Genomic DNA, 16,791 nt, shown 5'->3' with positions numbered 1-16,791 from the left:
GGGGGGGGGGGGGGGGGCGGGGGGGGGGGGGGGGGGGGGGGGGGGGGGGGGGGGGCGCGGGGGGGGGGGGGGCGCCCCCCCCCCCCCCCGGCCTCCTGCTCGGCGGCCTCCATCGCCATCAGGATCTCGTCCATCTGGCCGGCGAAGGGATCGGCCGGGGTGGGGGCGCGGCGCGGCGAAGGCGGCGCGGCCGGAGGAGCCGGCGCCGGCGCGGCGCCGGCATCGGGCGCCTCGGCCGGGGCCTCGCCCTCCGGGCGCCGGCGGCGGCCGCCGCGACGGCCGCGTCGGCGGCGGGATTCGGCGGCATCGGCCTCGGCCTCCGCGTCCGCCTCGGCCTCCGGCTCCGACGCGGCGGCGGTCTCGGCCGCTTCGGCGCCTTCGGCCGCGGCGACGGCCTCGGCCTCCTCGGACTCGTCCTCCTCCTCGCCCTCCTCGGACGCGGCGGCCTCGCCCGGTGCGGCCTCGCTCCCCTCGCGGCGGCCCCCGCGGCGGCGGCGGCGGCGGCGGCGGCCGCGATTCGCCGCGGCCTCGGCCTCGGACTCGGCACGCGGTTCGCCGCGCGGCTCGCCCTCGGGGCGGCCCTCCGCCGCCTCGGGCTCGGCCTCGGCCGCCTCGGCCTCCTCCGGCTCGGGCGCGTAGTCCATGCGCAGCGCGGCGGGACGTTCGGCGATGGCATCCGGGTTCTGCGCCCGGGTCCGCTCGATGCGCACCGCCGGCGCGACCAGCGTGTCGTCGGCCTGCACCAGGATGGTCATGCCGAAGCGCTGCTCGTCCTCCATCAGGCGCTCGCGCTTCTTGTTCAGCAGCCAGAAGGCCACCGGCGTCGCGCAATGCACGACGATCTCGGCGGCGCGGCGGCGGCCGCCCTCCTCCTCGATGGCGCGCAGCACGGCCAGCCCGCTGCTCTCCACGCTGCGCACCAGGCCGCGGCCCTGGCAGTGCGGGCAGGCGATGAAGGCGTGCTCGACGAGGGAGGGGCGCAGCCGCTGGCGCGACATCTCCAGCAGGCCGAAATGGCTGATGCGGCCGACCTGGATGCGCGCGCGGTCCTGCTTCAGCGCCTCCTTGAGCCGGCGCTCGACCATGCCGTCGTGCTTCGACGATTCCATGTCGATGAAGTCGATGACGATGAGCCCCGCCAGGTCGCGCAGGCGAAGCTGGCGCGCCACCTCGTCCGCGGCCTCGAGGTTGGTGCGCAGCGCCGTGTCCTCGATGTGGCGGTCGCGCGTGGCCCGGCCGGAGTTCACGTCGATGGCGACCAGCGCCTCGGTCTGGTTGATGACGATGTAGCCGCCCGACTTCAGCTGCACGACCGGGCTGTGCATCTGCTCCAGTTGCTGGTCCACGCCGAAGCGGGCGAAGAGCGGCACGCCGTCGCGCGAGATGCGCACCTTCTGCGCGTGCTGCGGCATCAGCATGCGCATGAAGTCGCGCGCGTCGTTGTAGGCGTCGTCGCCCTCGACGACGACCTCCTCCACATCCTTGCCGAAGGTGTCGCGGATCGAGCGCTTGATGAGGTCGGCTTCCTCGTAGATGAGCGCCGGCGCGGTGGAGGCGAAGGTCCGCTCGCGGATGTTGTCCCAGAGCCGCAGCAGGTATTCGCAGTCCCGCTTGATCTCCGGCTTCGGCCGCTGCGCGCCGGCGGTGCGCACGATCAGGCTCATCCCGTCCGGCAGGGAGAGCTCGTCGATCGCATCCCGCAGGCGCTTGCGGTCCGCGGCGGAGGTGATCTTGCGGGAGACGCCGCCGCCGCGCGGGCTGTTCGGCATCAGGACCGAGAAGCGGCCGGCGAGGGAGATGTAGGTGGTCAGCGCCGCGCCCTTGGTGCCGCGCTCCTCCTTGACGACCTGCACCAGCATGATCTGCCGGCGCTTGATCACTTCCTGGATCTTGTAGTGGCGGAGGAACTTCGGCGGGATGCGGCGCTCGCGCATCTCGTCCTCGGTGGAGCCGCCGACGGTCTCGGGCGGCAGTGCCGGCTCGGCCTCGGCGTCGGCGGCCTCGCCCCCGGCATCGGGCTCGCCCTCGGCTTCCTGCAAGGCCGCCTCGGCGTCCTGCGCGGCCTCGCCCGGCAGGCGGTCCTCGCCATCCGGGGTGGCCTCGACGGCCGGCTCGGGCGCGGCGGAGGACACGCCTTCGGGCGGCAGCCGCACGCCCTCATGCGGCACGGTCGCCTCGGCCGCGGCGGCCTCGATGGTGACGATCCGCGCCTCGGCCGGCTCGCCCGCCGCAGCCTCGGTGTCCGGTCCGGCATCCGCGGCGGCCGGGAAGGGCTCGCCGGTCTCGCCGCCCTCGCCCGGCAGCTCGGCGGCGGTGGATTCCAGCGCATCGTTCAGCGCGGTGTCGTTGGCGCGGGCGGCGTCCTCGGCCTCCTCGCGGCGGCGATCCTCCTCGGCCTCGGCGCGCTGCATCTCCAGCAGCCGCTGCCGGTCGGCGACCGGGATCTGGTAGTAGTCGGGGTGGATCTCGCCGAAGGCGAGGAAGCCATGGCGGTTGCCGCCGTATTCGACGAAGGCGGCCTGCAGGCTGGGCTCCACCCGCACCACGCGGGCCAGGTAGATGTTGCCCTTGAGCGGCAGGCGGTTGGCGGACTCGATGTCGAAGGCCTCGAGCCGGTTGCCGTCCAGCACCGCCACACGGGTCTCCTCCGGGTGGGATGCGTCGATCAGCATGCGCTTGGTCATGGAAGCGGGAACTCCGCGCCGCAGCGACACGCGGCCAGGCTGCGGCGGAGAAGGGTGGCGGGGCCCGGGAAGCGGCGGCGGCGCGGCAGGCCGGCGACCGTCAGGCCGGCGACCATCAGGCCAGCGACCATCAGGCCAGCGACCATCAGGACATCGACCGTCAGGACAGTGACCATGCGGCGGCGACCCGATCCTCTTCTCGGTGGACCGTCCCCGGGCGGGGAGGGTCCTGGTGGGGTCTCTGGACCGGCTTGCGCGGCCGCGGCGCAATGCCGCATCCACGTCCGCCGGCCCGGCGGAAGCGCCTCGCGATGCCCCAATGCCCTCCGGGCGGCGCGCGGGCCGGCTGCCTTGCGGCAGGGTGGCGGTCGCGGGCGCCGATCGCAGGCGCGGTCGGGCAGGCGGCGGGCGAAGGGCAGACCCCAGGCCCGGGCGGAACTGGCCAGGGAGGGGGCGTGTCGCGCGCGCTCCGCGCCGGCGGGGACGCGGCTGCGGCACCTGGCGAAGCGCGAGGCGGGCTGCTGCCCGTCCCATGCCAGGACTGAGGCCCGGGCCTGCCGCCATCCGCCGCACGCTGCGGTCGGAGACGGGGCCAGGCGGGCCACGCGAACCGGAACGACCCTGCCGACGGCGTCGCCGCCGGGGCGATGCACCATAGTTGCCCGACCCGCCGACCACAAGGCGCTGCCGTGCGGCCGCCGCCGCGGCCGCAACTGTGCTCACGCGTCCTTCAACCGTCGCGGCAGGGTTTCCTGGCAAGTCACGGCCGCCATGTGGTACTCTCGCTTGGCCGGGCCGCGGGGGGGGGTGCCGGCACAGGGGATTCGGATGCTGCGTCGTCGCGACCTGGCGGGCCTGCTGCTCGCCTTCGCCGCGCTGCCGCTGCCGGCAGCCGCACAGGACAGGAGAGCCGCGCCGAGGCGGTCCTCGGCGCCGAAGCCGCTCGTCGTGCTCGATCCCGGCCATGGCGGCCGCGACCCGGGGGCGATCGGCGGCCGCGGCACGCGGGAGAAGACCATCGTGCTGGCCACCGCGCAGGAATTGCGCCGCCAGCTCGAGGCATCCGGCCGCTGCCGGGTGGCCATGACCCGCACCGGCGACCGCTTCGTCTCGCTCGGCGGCCGGGTGGAATTCGCCCGGCGGCGCAATGCGGCGCTGTTCGTCTCCATCCATGCCGACAGCGCGCCGGGTGCGCGGGGCGCCTCGGTCTATACGCTCGGGGAGAATTCGGACGCGCTGGCCGGCGCGCTGGCGCGGCGGGAGAACCAGGCGGACCGCGCCGGCGGGTTGCGCATGCCCTCGCTCTCGCCTGAGGTGCAGGCGATCCTGCTCTCCCTGATGCGGGCGGAGACCCGGGCGGGCAGCGCCCGGATGGCGAAGCAGGTGGTGGACTCGCTCGACGGCCAGGTGCCGCTGCTGCCGAACACGCATCGTCGGGCGGGTTTCGTGGTGCTCAAGGCGCCCGAGATCCCATCCGTGCTGGTGGAGATCGGCTTCCTCTCCCACCCGCAGGACGAGGCCGCGCTGCGCCGCGCCGACCACCGCGCCAAGGTCGCCCGGGCCCTGTCGCGCGCGGTGCAGGGCTACCTGGCCCAGGCCGGGCGTTCGCCGGCGCTGGCCGCCGGGTAGCAGGCTCGCGCGGCTGGCATGTGCCAGCGGGCGAGAGCTGGTGTATGGAATGCAACATGGATGTGCCTGAGCTTCGCGCCGAGGGGCGGATGGTCGGCGGCGCCCCCGCCGATCCCGCCGCGCCTCCGCCGCCCGAAAAGCGCCCGCGCAAGCGGCGGCGCGTGAGCTTCCTCGGCCTGGTGTTGCGCACCGGGCTTGTCCTGGGCGTCGCCGGCGGTCTGGCCGCGGGCGTGGCGGGCTGGTCGCTCTATCGCTCCGCCGAGACCGACCTGCCGGACCACACCTGGCTCGCCGACTACCAGCCGCCGCAGATGAGCCGCATCTACGCCGCCGACAGCCGGCTGATGGCCGAGCTGGCACAGGAGCGGCGCGTCTTCGTGCCGATCGAGGCGATCCCTGCGCGCATCCAGCAGGCCTTCATCTCCGCCGAGGACCAGAATTTCTGGAGCCACCCGGGCGTGGACCCGATGGCGATCGCCCGCGCCGTGCTGGTGAATGTCGAGCAGATGGGCACCGGCCGGCGGCCGATCGGCGCCTCCACCATCACCCAGCAGGTCGCCAAGAACATGCTGGTCGGCAACGACCAGACCCTGGCGCGCAAGCTGCGCGAGGCGGTGCTGGCGATGCGCATCGAGCAGGCCATGCCGAAGGCGCGCATCCTCGAGATCTACCTGAACGAGATCTTCCTCGGCGCCCAGGCCTATGGCGTGGCCGCGGCCGCGCAGAACTACTTCAACAAGTCGCTCGACGAGCTGACCCTGGCCGAGGCCGCCTTCCTGGCCGCGCTGCCCAAGGCGCCCAACAACTACAACCCGCTGCGCTTCCCCGACGCCGCCAAGGCCCGCCGCGACTGGGTGCTCGGCCGCATGGCCGAGGACGGGCACGTCCCGCGCGCGGAAGCCGAGCGGGCGATGGCCGAGCCGATCGAGCCGCGCCCGTCCCGCCGGCCCGACATGATCGCCGTCGGGCAGCACTTCACCGAGGAGGTGCGGCGCGAACTGGTCGCCCGCTTCGGCGCGGACCAGACCACGATGGGCGGGCTGGTGGTGCGCACCTCGCTGGAGCCGACGCTGCAGGCCGAGGCCGAGCGCGCGCTGCGCCGCGGCCTGCTCGACTACGACCGCCGCCGCGGCGGCTGGCGCGGGCCGGTGGCGCAGATCCCGGCCTCGGCGACGGAATGGCTGCCCGCCCTGCAGCAGGTGCAGCGCCCGCCCGGCATGGCGCCCGAATGGCGCCTGGCCGTGGCGCTGGAGGTCCGCGACCGGGAAGCGCGGCTCACCTGGCTTGACCGGCCCGATTCGCGCAGCGCCCCGCAGCCGCGCAGCATGTCGCTGTTCTACGACGAGATTTCCGGCTGGGCGCGTCCGGTGCGGGACGGCCGGCTCGGCCCCGCGCCGCGGCGCCTCGGCGACGTGATCGCCCCCGGCGACGTGGTGATGGTGGAGGTGCTGCCCGCCACCCCCGCCCAGGGCCGAACCCCCGCCCGGCCCGAGCGGCTCGCCCTGCGCCAGGTGCCGGAGGTCGAGGGCGCGGTGGTCGCGCTCGACCCGAACAACGGCCGGGTGCTGGCGATGGTCGGCGGCTGGTCCTTCGACAAGTCCTGGTTCAACCGCGCCACCCAGGCGCAGCGCCAGCCCGGCTCCTCCTTCAAGCCCTATGTCTACCTGACGGCGCTGGAGGCCGGGATTCCGCCGAACCAGCAATTGCTGGACGCGCCGGTGGAGATCATGACCCCGCAGGGCCTGTGGCGGCCCGGCAACTACGGCTCCACCGCGCCGCAGGGCTGGGTGACGATGCGCAGCGCCATGGAGCGCAGCCTGAACCTCGTCACGGTGCGGCTGGCGCAGCAGGTCGGCATCGCCGCGGTGGCGGAGACGGCGCGGAACTTCGGGGTGATCCCGAACATGCCGCGCCTGCTGTCCATGGCGCTCGGCGCCGGGGAGACCACGGTGCTGCGCCAGGCCGCCGGCTATGCCGGCTTCGTCAATGGCGGGCGGCAGGTGGCGCCGACCCTGATCGACACCGTGCAGGACCGCCATGGGCGGCTGGTCTGGCGCACCGACCAGCGGCGCTGCGAGGGCTGCGAGAGCGCCGACCCCGCCGCCGGCCCGCCGGCCTTGACCGAGGAGCGGCGGCAGATCGCCGACCCGGTGGCGGCCTTCCAGATGGTGAGCCTGCTGCAGGGCGTGGTGCAGCGCGGCACCGGCACCCGGGCGGGCGAGGGGCTCGGCCGCCCGGTGGCCGGCAAGACCGGCACGACCGACGACTACAAGGATGCCTGGTTCGTCGGCTTCACCCCCGACCTCGTGGTGGCCGTGTGGATCGGCTATGACGAGCCGCGCAGCATGGCGATGCCGGGCCTGCCCGATGCCGACGTCACGGGCGGCCGGCTGGCGGCGCCGATCTTCCGCGACGTGATGGCCGCCGCGCTGCAGGACAGCGCGCCGGTGCCGTTCCGCGCGCCGCCGGGCACCGCGCTGGTCCGCGTGCAGGTGGCGAACGGCCAGACCATCCTGGAGCCCTTCCGCCCGGGGACGGAGAATTCCGCCCGGCCCCCTTCCGATCCCTTCGCGACCGGGGGCGGCGGCGGTGGTTCCGCGGCGGTCGGGTTGGACAGAGGTCTCGGGGGTTTGTACTGAGCGCCCCATCATGCGCGCCGATGCCGAGAGCCTGAAGACCGAGATCGCGGACAGCATCGCGCTGCTCCGCCGTCACCTCGACTGGGAGGCCGCCGTGGTGCGCCTCGCGGAGCTGAACGCCCGCGCCGAGGACCCGGAGCTGTGGAACAAGGCCGATGAGGCCCAGTCCGTCATGCGCGAGCGCAACCGCCTCGCCGCCCAGGTCGAGGGCGTGCAGAAGCTGGAGAAGGACGTCGCCGACGCGCTCGAGCTGATCGAGCTGGCGGAGATGGAGGAGGACGCCGCGACGGCCGACGCCGCGGTCGCCGACCTCAAGGCCTATGCCGCCGAGGCGAAGCGCCGCGAGATCGAGAGCCTGCTGTCCGGCGAGGCGGACGGCAACGACTGCTACCTGGAAGTGAATGCCGGCGCCGGCGGCACCGAGGCGCAGGACTGGGCCGAGATGCTGCTGCGCATGTACACCCGCTGGGCCGAGCAGCGCGGCTACAAGGTGACCATCACCGAGCAGTCCGAGGGCGAGCAGGCCGGGGTGAAGTCCGCCACGATCCAGGTCAGTGGCCCGAACGCCTATGGCTGGCTGAAGACCGAGACCGGCGTGCACCGGCTGGTGCGCATCAGCCCCTTCGATGCGGCGGCGCGCCGGCAGACCAGCTTCGCGAGCGTGTACGTCTATCCGGTGATCGACGACCGCATCCAGATCGAGATCAACCCGGCCGACCTCAAGACCGACACCTTCCGCGCCTCGGGCGCCGGCGGCCAGCACGTCAACAAGACGGAATCGGGCGTGCGCTTCACCCACATCCCGACGGGCATCGTGGTGGCCAGCACCCAGGACCGCAGCCAGCACCGCAACCGCGCCATCGCCATGGAGATGCTGAAGGCGCGCCTCTACGAGCTCGAACTGTCGAAGCGGGAGGCCATCACCGCGGCGACCGAGGCCGGCAAGACCGATATCGGCTGGGGCCACCAGATCCGGTCCTATGTGCTGCAGCCCTATCAGATGGTGAAGGACCTGCGCACCGGCGTGGAGAAGGGCAACCCGGACGCGGTGCTGGATGGCGAGCTGGACGAGTTCATGGCCGCGGCGCTGGCGCTGCGGGTGGGCACGACCCGGTCGGACGCGAGCGCGCAGGCGCAGTAGTCGCCGGCCTCGCCCCGGCAGGCGGCCTGGCCTGCCAATTGCTTACCGTTCTGTCATGAACAGACGCCTCCTCCTCGCCGGCTTGGCCGGCGCCGCCCTCTCCCGGCCCGCTTTCGCGCAGCCCTGGGTTCCGAGCCGACCGGTGACGCTGGTGCTCGGCTTCCCGCCGGGCGGCGCCTCCGATGCCGCGGTTCGCATCATCGCGCCGCTTCTGCAGGCAGCGCTTGGCCAGACGGTGGTGGTGGAGAACCGCGCCGGCGCGGGCGGCAATCTCGGCGCGCTGGCGGTGGCGCGGGGCGCGCCGGACGGCACGGTGATCGGCTCGGCCAATATCGGCACGCTGGCGGTGAACCCCGCCCTGGTGCGGAACATGGGCTTCGAGGTGGCGGAGCTCGCGCCGGTCTCCATGATCTTCAACGTGCCGAACGTGCTCTACGTGCCGGCGAACCGCCCCTGGACCTCGGTGGCCGAGTTGGCCGCGGCGGCCAGGGCAAGGCCGGAGACGATCACGTACGGCACGGGCGGCGTCGGCTCTCCTGGCCATCTCTCGGGCATCCTGTTCGATCACCTCGCCGGGACGAGGACGGTGCCCGTGCCTTATCGCGGCGGCGGGCCGCAGATCCTGGCCGCGGTGGCGGGCGAGCATGATTTCGGCTTCTCGCCGCTCGGCAACGTGCTCGGGCATGTGCAGGCCGGCACGCTGCGCGCGCTCGGCGTCAGCACGCGGATGCGCGCGCCGCAGCTTCCGGCGCTGCCGACCATGCAGGAGGCCGGGCTGGCGGATTACGAGGTGCTGAACTGGGACGGCATGGTGGTGCCGCGCGCGACACCGGCGCCGATTCGCGCCAGGCTCGGCGAGTTGCTGCGCGCGGCGCTCGCCGACCCGGCGGTGGTCGAAGGCTTCGGCCGGCGCGGCTTGACCCCTTGGCCGACGACGGAGGACGCGATGGCGACCCAACTCGCTTCCGACGCCGCCAAGTGGCAGCGCCTGATCCGCGCGGCCGGCATCGAGCCGAGCTGAGCGTCTTGCCGCCGGCGCCCTCCGCGCGGGAGGATCGCGCGGGAGGCGCGGCATGACGGACAGCGATCGGAGGGACCTCGTCGCGGCGGCGCGCGCGCTGGATGCGGCGGGGTTCATGCCGCAGAAATCGGGCAACCTCTCGCTGCGCACGGCGCGCGGCTTCGTCATCACGCCCTCGGGCCTGCCCTATGCCGCGATGACGGAGGCCGCGCTGGTGGAATGCGCGGCGGATGGCGCGGTGCTGACGAACGGGCGGCCGTCCTCCGAGTGGCGGCTGCATGCGGCGATCTATCGTGCCCGGGCGGACGCGCAGGCGATCGTCCACACGCACAGCCCGCGCGCCACCGCGCTGTCCTGCGCGCGGCAGCCGATCCCGCCGATCCACTACATGATCACGCTGGCGGGCCCTGTCGGGCAGCGCGGCATCCCCTGCGCCACCCACGCGACCTTCGGCACGGAGGAACTGGCGCAGGCCTGCGTCGCATCGCTGGGAGCGGGGCTGCGCGCGACGCTGCTGGCCAATCACGGCGTGGTGGCGCTCGGTGCGACGCTGGCCGGCGCGGTGGCGCTGGCGCGGGAGACGGAGAACCTGGCCGGGCAGTATCTCGACCTGCTGGCGGCGGGGCTCGATCCGGTGCTGCTGGGCGAGGAAGAACTGGCGGCGGCCGCGGCGCAGCTGAAGGGCTACGGGCGTCCCGCCTGAAACTGAAGAGGGCCCCGCGGATCGCTCCGCGAGGCCCCCCGCATTGCCGGTGGCTTGCGCCGCGGCGTGCCTAGTGACTCGCCGTCGCGGTGGCGATGGCGATGATCCAGGCGCCCACGGGATGGGCCGAACTGCAATGAGACACTGGATCACCTCCTTTCAGCTGGTTGCGGATGAGGGAAGGTTGGACGCCCCACGCCGCGAAAGCAAGCGTGTTCTCGCTCACGTCTTCGCCTTGCTCCGCAGCACATGCTTCTGGATCTTGCCGGTGCTGGTCTTCGGCAGCTCCTCGAACAGCACCTGCTTCGGCAGCTTGAAGCCGGCGAGGAGCTGGCGGCAATGGGCGATCAGCTCCTCCGCCGTCGCGGACATGCCGGGGCGCAGTTCGACGAAGGCGCAGGGCACCTCGCCCCATTTCTCGTCGGGCTTCGCGACGACCGCGGCCACCGCCACCGCCGGGTGCTTGTACAGCGCGTCCTCGACCTCGATGGAAGAAATATTCTCGCCGCCGGAGATGATGATGTCCTTCGAGCGGTCCTTCAGCTGGATGTAGCCATCCGGGTATTTGACCGCGAGGTCGCCCGTGTGGAACCAGCCGCCCGCGAAGGCTTTTCGGGTCGCCTCCGCGTCCTTCAGGTAGCCCTTCATCACGACGTTGCCGCGCATCATCACCTCGCCCATGGTCGCGCCATCGGCGGGCAGGGCGGCCATGCTGTCGGGGTCCATCACGTCGAGGCCCTCGAGCGCGAGGTAGCGCACGCCCTGGCGCGCCATCAGCCCGGCCTGTTCCTGCGCGGGCTTCGCGTTCCACTCGGCGTGCCATTCGTTCACCACCGCGGGGCCATAGACCTCCGTCAGCCCGTACACATGGCACACGGCGAAGCCCGCGTCCTTCATCGCGGCCAGCACCGCTTCCGGCGGCGGCGCCCCGGCGACGACGAATTGTACTTCGCGCGGCAGTTTTTTCTTTTCGTTCTCCGACGTGGCGAGAAGCGTGGACATGACGATGGGCGCGCCGCACATGTGCGTCACGCTCTCGGCCGCCATCAGCCGCCACATGTCCGGGCCGCGCACGGCGCGCAGGCACACATGCACGCCCGCCTGCGCGGTGACGGTCCAGGGGAAGCACCAGCCATTGCAGTGGAACATCGGCAGCGTCCAGAGATAGACGGGATGCTTGCCCATCCCCGCGCTCAGCACGTTGCCGATCGCCAGAAGCTGCGCGCCACGATGATGATACACCACGCCCTTCGGCCGGCCGGTGGTGCCGGAGGTGTAGTTCAGCGTGATCGCGTCCCACTCGTCGCCGGGCATGATCCAGGACCAGGTCGCATCGCCCGCTGCGATGAAGGCCTCGTAGTCGGTGGCGCCGTCGAGCCGGTTGGCGCGCGCGGCCTCGCTCGCTTCCGGGTCGTCCACCTCGATCAGCAGCGGCTTCGCCTTGCACTGCGTCAGCGCGACGCGCAGCAGCGACACCAGCTCGCGGTCCACGATCACCGCCTTCGCCTCGCCATGGTCGAGGCAATAGGCGATGGTGCCGGCATCGAGGCGCGTGTTGAGCGTGTTCAGCACGCCACCCGTCATCGGCACGCCGTAATGGCATTCCAGCATCTGCGGGATGTTCGGCAGCAGCGCCGCCACGGTGTCGCCGCGGCCGATGCCGGCGTTGTGCAGCGCATGCGCCAGCTGAACGCAACGGTCGCGCAGCTGGCGGTAGCTGCGGCGCAGCGCGCCATGCACCACCGCGACATTGTCGGGATAGACCTGCGCCGAGCGTTCCATGAACAGCAGCGGCGTCAGCGGCTGGTGGTTCGCGGGAACCCGCGGCAGGGCGTCGTAGTCGGCGGCGGCCATCTCTAGCGGTCCCTCCAGACGGGCTTGCGCTTGCCGAGGAAGGCGCCGATGCCCTCGATCGCGTCCTCGGCCAGCAGGTTCTCGGTCATCACGGCGGCGCAATGCGCATAGGCCTCGGCCAGCGGCAGCCCGCGCTGCCTGTGGAAGGCGGCCTTGCCGACGCGCACCGTGTGCGCGCTGCGCGCGGCGATGCCGCGGGCAAGCTCCATCGTGGCGGCCGCAAGCTGCTCCTGCGGCACCACGCGGTTCACCAGGCCGATCCGCTCGGCGTGGTCGGCGCCGATCATCTCGCCGGTCAGCAGCATCTCCATCGCCGCCTTGGCCGGCACCGCGCGGGAGAGCGCGACGGCGGGCGTCGAGCAGAACAGGCCGATATCCACCCCCGGCGTCGCGAAGCGCGCCTCGTCGCTCGCCACGGCCAGGTCGCAGGTGGCGACGAGCTGGCAGCCGGCGGCGGTCGCAACACCCTGCACCTCGGCGATCACGGGCTGCGGCAGCGCGACGATCGCCTGCATCACCTGCGCGCAGCGCCGCATCGCCGCTTCGAAGAAGGCGCGGCCGCCATCCGCGTCGGCGCGGCGGCGCGTGATCTCCCGCAGGTCGTGGCCGGCGGAGAAGACGGGGCCTTCGGCCGCGAGAATCACAACCCACACGCTCTGGTCATCTGCGATCTGCGCCAGCGCGTCCTGCATCGCGCCGAGCAGCGCGAAAGACAGCGCGTTACGCTGCGCCGGGCGGTTGAGCACGAGCCGCGTCACGCCCTCGCCGAGATCGGCGCGCAGCAGCAGCGCGTTCCCACCATCCATCGCTATTTCTCCGCGGCCCGCAGCACCTCCCCGATCTCGTCGAGGATGACCGGATCGTCAATGGTGGGCGGCACGGCATAGCTTTCGCCATCGGCGATCTTGCGGATCGTCCCGCGCAGGATCTTTCCGCTGCGCGTCTTCGGCAGCCGCGCGACGACGCGCGCCTCCTTGAAGGCCGCCACCGGGCCGATGCGGTCGCGCACCAGCGCGACCAGCTCCTTCGCGATGTCTGCCTCGGCGCGCGCGACGCCGGCCTTCAGCACGACGAGGCCGATCGGCGCCTGGCCCTTCAGCGAATCCTTCACGCCGACCACGGCGCATTCCGCGACATCGGGGTGCGCCGCCAGCACCTCCTCCATCGCGCCGGTGGAGAGGCGGTGGCCGGCGACGTTGATGATGTCGTCGGTGCGGCTCATCACCCAGACATAGCCGTCCTCGTCCACCATCCCGGCATCCGAGGTGTTGTAGTAGCCGGGGAAGGTTTCGAGATAGGCGCTGCGGAATCGCTCATCGGCGTTCCACAGCGTCGGCAGGTTGGCGGGCGGCAGCGGCAGCTTCACCGCCAGCGTGCCGATCTGCCCGCGCGGCACTTCCTGCCCGCCCTCGTCCAGCACGCGCAAATCGTAGCCCGGCGCCGGCTTGCCGCCCGAGCCGAAGCGGCTCTCGAACAGGCCGAAGCCGCGGAAATTGCCGCTGATGGACCAGCCCGTCTCGGTCTGCCACCAATGGTCGATCACCGGGCGTTTCAGCAATGCGCTCACCCATTCCGCGGTCGGCGGATCGCAGCGCTCGCCGGCGAGGAACAGCGCCTCGAACTTCGAGAGGTCGTACTGCCCGACGAGCTTGCCCTCGGGATCTTCCTTCTTGATGGCGCGCAGCGCGGTCGGCGCGGTGAACAGCACCTTCGCGCCGTGCTGCGACAGCACGCGCCAGAAGGCGCCCGCATCCGGCGTGCCGACCGGCTTGCCCTCGTAGAGGATGGAGGTGCAGCCGGCCAGAAGCGGGCCGTAGACGATGTAGGAATGCCCCACCACCCAGCCGACATCGGATGCCGTCCACATCGTGTCGCCCGCGCGCAGCCCGTACAGCATGCCCATCGAGTTCATCAGCGCGACGGCGTGGCCGCCATTGTCGCGCACGATGCCCTTCGGCGCGCCCGTGGTGCCGGAGGTGTAGAGGATGTAGAGCGGATCGGTCGCCGCGACCGGCGTGCAGGGCTCGTGCGGCGCCTCGGCTTCGGCTTCGAGGAGATCCGTGTCGCGGCCCGGCGTGAGTTCGCAGGGGCTCTCGGGGCGCTGCAGGATCAGGCAGAAATCCGGCTTGTGCGGCGACAGCGCGATCGCCGCATCCAGCAGCGGCTTGTATTTCACGATGCGCCCCGGCTCGAGCCCGCAGGAAGCGCTGACGATCGCCTTCGGCTTCGCATCCGCGATGCGCGCGGCGAGCTCCGCCGCGGCGAAGCCGCCGAACACCACGGAATGCACGGCGCCGAGCCGCGCGCAGGCCAGCATGGCGATCGCGGCCTCCGGCACCATCGGCATGTAGACGATGACGCGGTCGCGCTTGCCGACGCCGCGCGCCGCCAGCGCGCCGGCGCAGCGCGCGACGCGGTCGAGCAGCTGCGCATAGGTGATCGTCGCGCTGCGGCCGGTGATCGGGCTGTCCCACACGATGGCCGGTTGCGCGCCGCGGCCGGCGCCGACATGGCGATCGATCGCGTTCCAGCAGGTGTTCAGCACGCCATCGGGAAACCAGCGGCCATACACGCCGAGCTTCGGGTCGAAGACCGTCGCGGGCGCCCTGGTCCAGTCGATGGCCCGTGCGGCACGCGACCAGAACGCGTCGGGGTCCGCCTTCCAGCCCTTGTAGGCTTCGTCGTAGCGGCTCGGCGTCATGCGTCCGGACATGGCGCTGCGTCCTCCCCTTCGCGGTTGCACGGCGTCCCGCTTCCTCGCCGGCGTGTCACTGTGCCATCCTCGGCGCCATGGCGGGAGGTGTCTGGCAATCCTGGCGGTCGCTCTTCGCAACGGTGCCGGCGGGATCGCCCATCGCGCCCGCCGCCGCGCCCTTGCCGGACGGCCCGGTGGAGGAGCAGCCCTATGTCGTCTTCGACCTGGAGACGACCGGCCTGCGCCCCAGCGTCAGCGACGACATCGTGCAGATCGGGGCGGTGCGGCTGGAAGGCGGGGTCGAGACCGCCAGCTTCGTGACACTGGTGCATCCCGGGCGGCCCATCCCGCCGGTCTCCATCCGCTACCACGGCGTGACGGATGAGATGGTCGCCGATGCGCCGAAGCCGGCCGAGGCGCTGGCCGGCTTCCGCGACTTCGCCGCCGGCGCCGTCCTCGTCGCGCACAATGCCGCCTTCGACCTGACGGCGCTGGCCGGCGCGGCGGAACGGCAGGCGGCGCCACGCCTGCCCAACCCGGCCATGTGCTCGATGATGCTGGCGCGCTGGCTCGATCCGCGGGAGCCCGACGTTTCCCTCGACGGGCTCTGCGGCCGCGCCGGGCTGGTGATCGCGCATCGCCACCATGCGCTCGGCGACGCGCGCGCGACCGCGGCGCTGTGGATGAGCCTGCTGTCCCGCGCCTCGGCGCGCGGCGTGCTCTCCCTGCCGGACCTCGCCTTCCGCAGCCGCATGGCCGCGCGCATCGCGGAGGTCGCGCAGCACTTCTGACCGCGCCGGCCGCGTCACCACAGCTGGCCCGTCACGCCGGCGATGGCGGATTTCGCGAAGCCGCGCACCGCCTTCAGCGCCTCCTTCAGCGCCGCGCGGCGGCCGGGCTCCATCGCGGCGGTGTCCACCAGCGAACCGGGCGGGATCCCCGCTGCATGGTCGGCCAGCTGCTGGCGCAGCACGGCGTCGAGCAGCGCGGCGAAGGCCGCCTGCAGCCGCGCCGTCTCCGCGGCCGAGAGGGCGCCGCGCGCGGCGAGGCCGGCCAGGCGGTCCGGCGTGCCAGGCGCCCCGATGCCGGCATGCAGCGCGGCGATCCGCGCCGCGGCGACCAGCGGCATCAGCCCATGCAGCTTGAGGTCGGTGCGCGTGCCGGGGCCCGGCTCGTCATCGGCGAAGCCCCCCCAGAAGGTCAGCCCGACGCCGAGCTGCGCCGCCTGCCCGGCGAGCATCGCGGTCCAGGCGGGCTGCGTGGCGAGCAGGCGCATCGCCTCCGCGCGCAGCGCCTCGGCCGGTGCGGGGTCGCCCCAACCTGCGCGGAAATCGAGGAAGATGTCGGCGAAGAGCAGCGCGGCGCCGGTGCGGCGCTGCGCCCACAGGCGGATCTGGTCGCGCCATTGCGTGCGCGTCTTCCGCCACAGCGGGCTTTGCGCCATCACCCCGCCCTTGCAGAGCGGGAAGCCGGCGCCGTCCAGCGCGGTGCAGAAGCGCTCCGAAACCCGCCGGAACCAGGCATCCACGCGGTCGTGCCCGGCGTCGTCGTAGTCCTCCAGGATGAAGCCGTTGTCCTGGTCGGGCCGCAGCAGCGATTCGCCGCGGCCGAGGCTGCCCATCAGCAGCAGCGTGAAGGGCACCGGCGGCGGCTCCGCCTCCGCGGCGATGGCCCGCTCCAGGATGCGGCGGTGCAGGTCGGCATTGATGCCGCTGACCAGCGCGACGACCTCGGTGGCGGAGAGACCCTCGGCGAGCAGCGCGGTCGCGAGCCCCGCCTGGGCCTGCTTCACCGCCGCGTCCTCGCCCGCAAGCGCATCCAGATGCGCGACCATCCGCCCCGAGGCGGCTTCGAGCGCCTCGGCCCGGTGCAGCATGCCGACGCAACGGCCGCCGGCATCGAGCAGCGGCAGGTGCCGCAGGCGGTGGGCGCGCAGCAGCGCGACGGCGCGCCACAGCCCGTCCTCGGCGGTGATGCCGATCACCGGCGTCGTCATCGCGGCGGAGAGCGGTGCGTCCGGCGGCAGGCGGAAGGCGACGCGCCGCGCGATGTCCTGCTCGGTGAGGATGCCGACCGGCCGCCCCGCCGCATCCACGGCCAGCACGGCCGAGGCGCGGGAGCCGGCCATGGCCGAGAGCGCCTCGGACAGCGGCGTTTCCGGCGGCAGCGCCGGCGGACAGGGCGCGACGGCGGCTGCGGCGGGCCGCAGCAGCGCGGCGGCGGGCGAGGGGGGCGTCATGGCGGCTCCCACATTGCCACATTCGGATCCCGCCGCGCTTGACGCAGCGCAACGCCCCGATGCGGCGCCTGGCAGGCGAACGGCGCCGGGGGTCGCCCCCCGGCGCCGCGCCGCCTCCGGCGGCGTGCCGCCGCCGGGCAGGCGGGATTCCGGCTCCCGCCCGTGCGGGCTGCGCCGCCGCGGCGC

The 16,791-nt window shown here is 73.2% G+C and carries 12 protein-coding genes; 6 read left to right on the top strand and 6 right to left on the bottom strand.

Features of this window, described 5'->3' with window-relative positions; all coding sequences use genetic code 11:
• The coding region (locus AC1MIR_RS08490; RefSeq protein ID WP_480027743.1) for an Rne/Rng family ribonuclease at nt 1-2,684 on the bottom strand (2,684 nt) is incomplete at its 3' end.
• Entirely contained in the window at nt 2,681-2,860 is a 180-nt protein-coding gene (locus tag AC1MIR_RS08485; protein ID WP_480027742.1) for a hypothetical protein, read from the bottom strand. The genes AC1MIR_RS08485 and AC1MIR_RS08490, both read right to left, overlap by 4 nt.
• 652 nt (nt 2,861-3,512) lie before the next feature.
• Between AC1MIR_RS08485 and AC1MIR_RS08480 the strand changes: the two genes are divergently transcribed.
• The 5 genes from AC1MIR_RS08480 to AC1MIR_RS08460 are packed head-to-tail and all read left to right on the top strand — an operon-like array spanning nt 3,513 to nt 9,817.
• Nucleotides 3,513-4,313, top strand: a complete 801-nt coding sequence (locus AC1MIR_RS08480) for an N-acetylmuramoyl-L-alanine amidase family protein (RefSeq protein ID WP_480027741.1) — start codon at nt 3,513-3,515, stop codon at nt 4,311-4,313.
• 56 nt (nt 4,314-4,369) lie between these two features.
• The gene (locus tag AC1MIR_RS08475) at nt 4,370-6,952 is read left to right on the top strand and encodes a penicillin-binding protein 1A (protein WP_480027740.1); all 2,583 of its coding nucleotides are present in this window, start codon (nt 4,370-4,372) and stop codon (nt 6,950-6,952) included.
• A gap of 10 nt (nt 6,953-6,962) precedes the next feature.
• Nucleotides 6,963-8,093 carry a peptide chain release factor 2 gene (gene prfB / locus AC1MIR_RS08470; protein ID WP_480027739.1) on the top strand — a complete coding sequence of 377 codons (1,131 nt, stop codon included), beginning with the start codon at nt 6,963-6,965 and terminating at the stop codon, nt 8,091-8,093.
• Between the two features lie 55 nt (nt 8,094-8,148).
• The gene (locus tag AC1MIR_RS08465; protein ID WP_480027738.1) at nt 8,149-9,114 is read left to right on the top strand and encodes a Bug family tripartite tricarboxylate transporter substrate binding protein; all 966 of its coding nucleotides are present in this window, start codon (nt 8,149-8,151) and stop codon (nt 9,112-9,114) included.
• A gap of 52 nt (nt 9,115-9,166) precedes the next feature.
• Nucleotides 9,167-9,817 (top strand): class II aldolase/adducin family protein, encoded by a 651-nt coding sequence (locus AC1MIR_RS08460; protein ID WP_480027737.1) that lies wholly within the window; start codon nt 9,167-9,169, stop codon nt 9,815-9,817.
• A gap of 222 nt (nt 9,818-10,039) precedes the next feature.
• Here AC1MIR_RS08460 and AC1MIR_RS08455 read toward each other — a convergent pair whose 3' ends face one another.
• The 3 genes from AC1MIR_RS08455 to AC1MIR_RS08445 are packed head-to-tail and all read right to left on the bottom strand — an operon-like array spanning nt 10,040 to nt 14,384.
• The gene (locus tag AC1MIR_RS08455) at nt 10,040-11,671 is read right to left on the bottom strand and encodes an acyl-CoA synthetase (protein WP_480027736.1); all 1,632 of its coding nucleotides are present in this window, start codon (nt 11,669-11,671) and stop codon (nt 10,040-10,042) included.
• 2 nt (nt 11,672-11,673) lie between these two features.
• Nucleotides 11,674-12,477, bottom strand: a complete 804-nt coding sequence (locus tag AC1MIR_RS08450; RefSeq protein ID WP_480027735.1) for an enoyl-CoA hydratase — start codon at nt 12,475-12,477, stop codon at nt 11,674-11,676.
• 2 nt (nt 12,478-12,479) lie between these two features.
• The gene (locus AC1MIR_RS08445; protein ID WP_480027734.1) at nt 12,480-14,384 is read right to left on the bottom strand and encodes an AMP-binding protein; all 1,905 of its coding nucleotides are present in this window, start codon (nt 14,382-14,384) and stop codon (nt 12,480-12,482) included.
• A gap of 77 nt (nt 14,385-14,461) precedes the next feature.
• On the opposite strand from AC1MIR_RS08445, the gene AC1MIR_RS08440 reads away from it, so the two are divergent.
• Nucleotides 14,462-15,157: a 3'-5' exonuclease gene (locus tag AC1MIR_RS08440; RefSeq protein ID WP_480027733.1), complete on the top strand. Its 696-nt coding sequence runs from the start codon at nt 14,462-14,464 to the stop codon at nt 15,155-15,157.
• A gap of 14 nt (nt 15,158-15,171) precedes the next feature.
• On the opposite strand, the gene AC1MIR_RS08435 is transcribed toward AC1MIR_RS08440, so the two are convergent.
• Nucleotides 15,172-16,605: a DUF294 nucleotidyltransferase-like domain-containing protein gene (locus AC1MIR_RS08435; RefSeq protein ID WP_480027732.1), complete on the bottom strand. Its 1,434-nt coding sequence runs from the start codon at nt 16,603-16,605 to the stop codon at nt 15,172-15,174.
• Nucleotides 16,606-16,791 lie beyond the last annotated feature (186 nt).

Source organism: Falsiroseomonas sp. RANM36, from assembly GCF_056682175.1.
The sequence above is the reverse complement of the archived record's forward strand: the minus strand, read 5'-3'. Positions and strand labels throughout refer to the sequence as shown.

Bases quoted from the DNA above. Each gene is read 5' to 3' on its own strand.
- AC1MIR_RS08485 (WP_480027742.1), bottom strand. From the start codon at position 2,860: ATGGTCACTGTCCTGACGGTCGATGTCCTGATGGTCGCTGGCCTGATG.
- AC1MIR_RS08480 (WP_480027741.1), top strand. From the start codon at position 3,513: ATGCTGCGTCGTCGCGACCTGGCGGGCCTGCTGCTCGCCTTCGCCGCG.
- AC1MIR_RS08475 (WP_480027740.1), top strand. From the start codon at position 4,370: ATGGATGTGCCTGAGCTTCGCGCCGAGGGGCGGATGGTCGGCGGCGCC.
- prfB (WP_480027739.1), top strand. From the start codon at position 6,963: ATGCGCGCCGATGCCGAGAGCCTGAAGACCGAGATCGCGGACAGCATC.
- AC1MIR_RS08465 (WP_480027738.1), top strand. From the start codon at position 8,149: ATGAACAGACGCCTCCTCCTCGCCGGCTTGGCCGGCGCCGCCCTCTCC.
- AC1MIR_RS08460 (WP_480027737.1), top strand. From the start codon at position 9,167: ATGACGGACAGCGATCGGAGGGACCTCGTCGCGGCGGCGCGCGCGCTG.
- AC1MIR_RS08455 (WP_480027736.1), bottom strand. From the start codon at position 11,671: ATGGCCGCCGCCGACTACGACGCCCTGCCGCGGGTTCCCGCGAACCAC.
- AC1MIR_RS08450 (WP_480027735.1), bottom strand. From the start codon at position 12,477: ATGGATGGTGGGAACGCGCTGCTGCTGCGCGCCGATCTCGGCGAGGGC.
- AC1MIR_RS08445 (WP_480027734.1), bottom strand. From the start codon at position 14,384: ATGTCCGGACGCATGACGCCGAGCCGCTACGACGAAGCCTACAAGGGC.
- AC1MIR_RS08440 (WP_480027733.1), top strand. From the start codon at position 14,462: ATGGCGGGAGGTGTCTGGCAATCCTGGCGGTCGCTCTTCGCAACGGTG.
- AC1MIR_RS08435 (WP_480027732.1), bottom strand. From the start codon at position 16,605: ATGACGCCCCCCTCGCCCGCCGCCGCGCTGCTGCGGCCCGCCGCAGCC.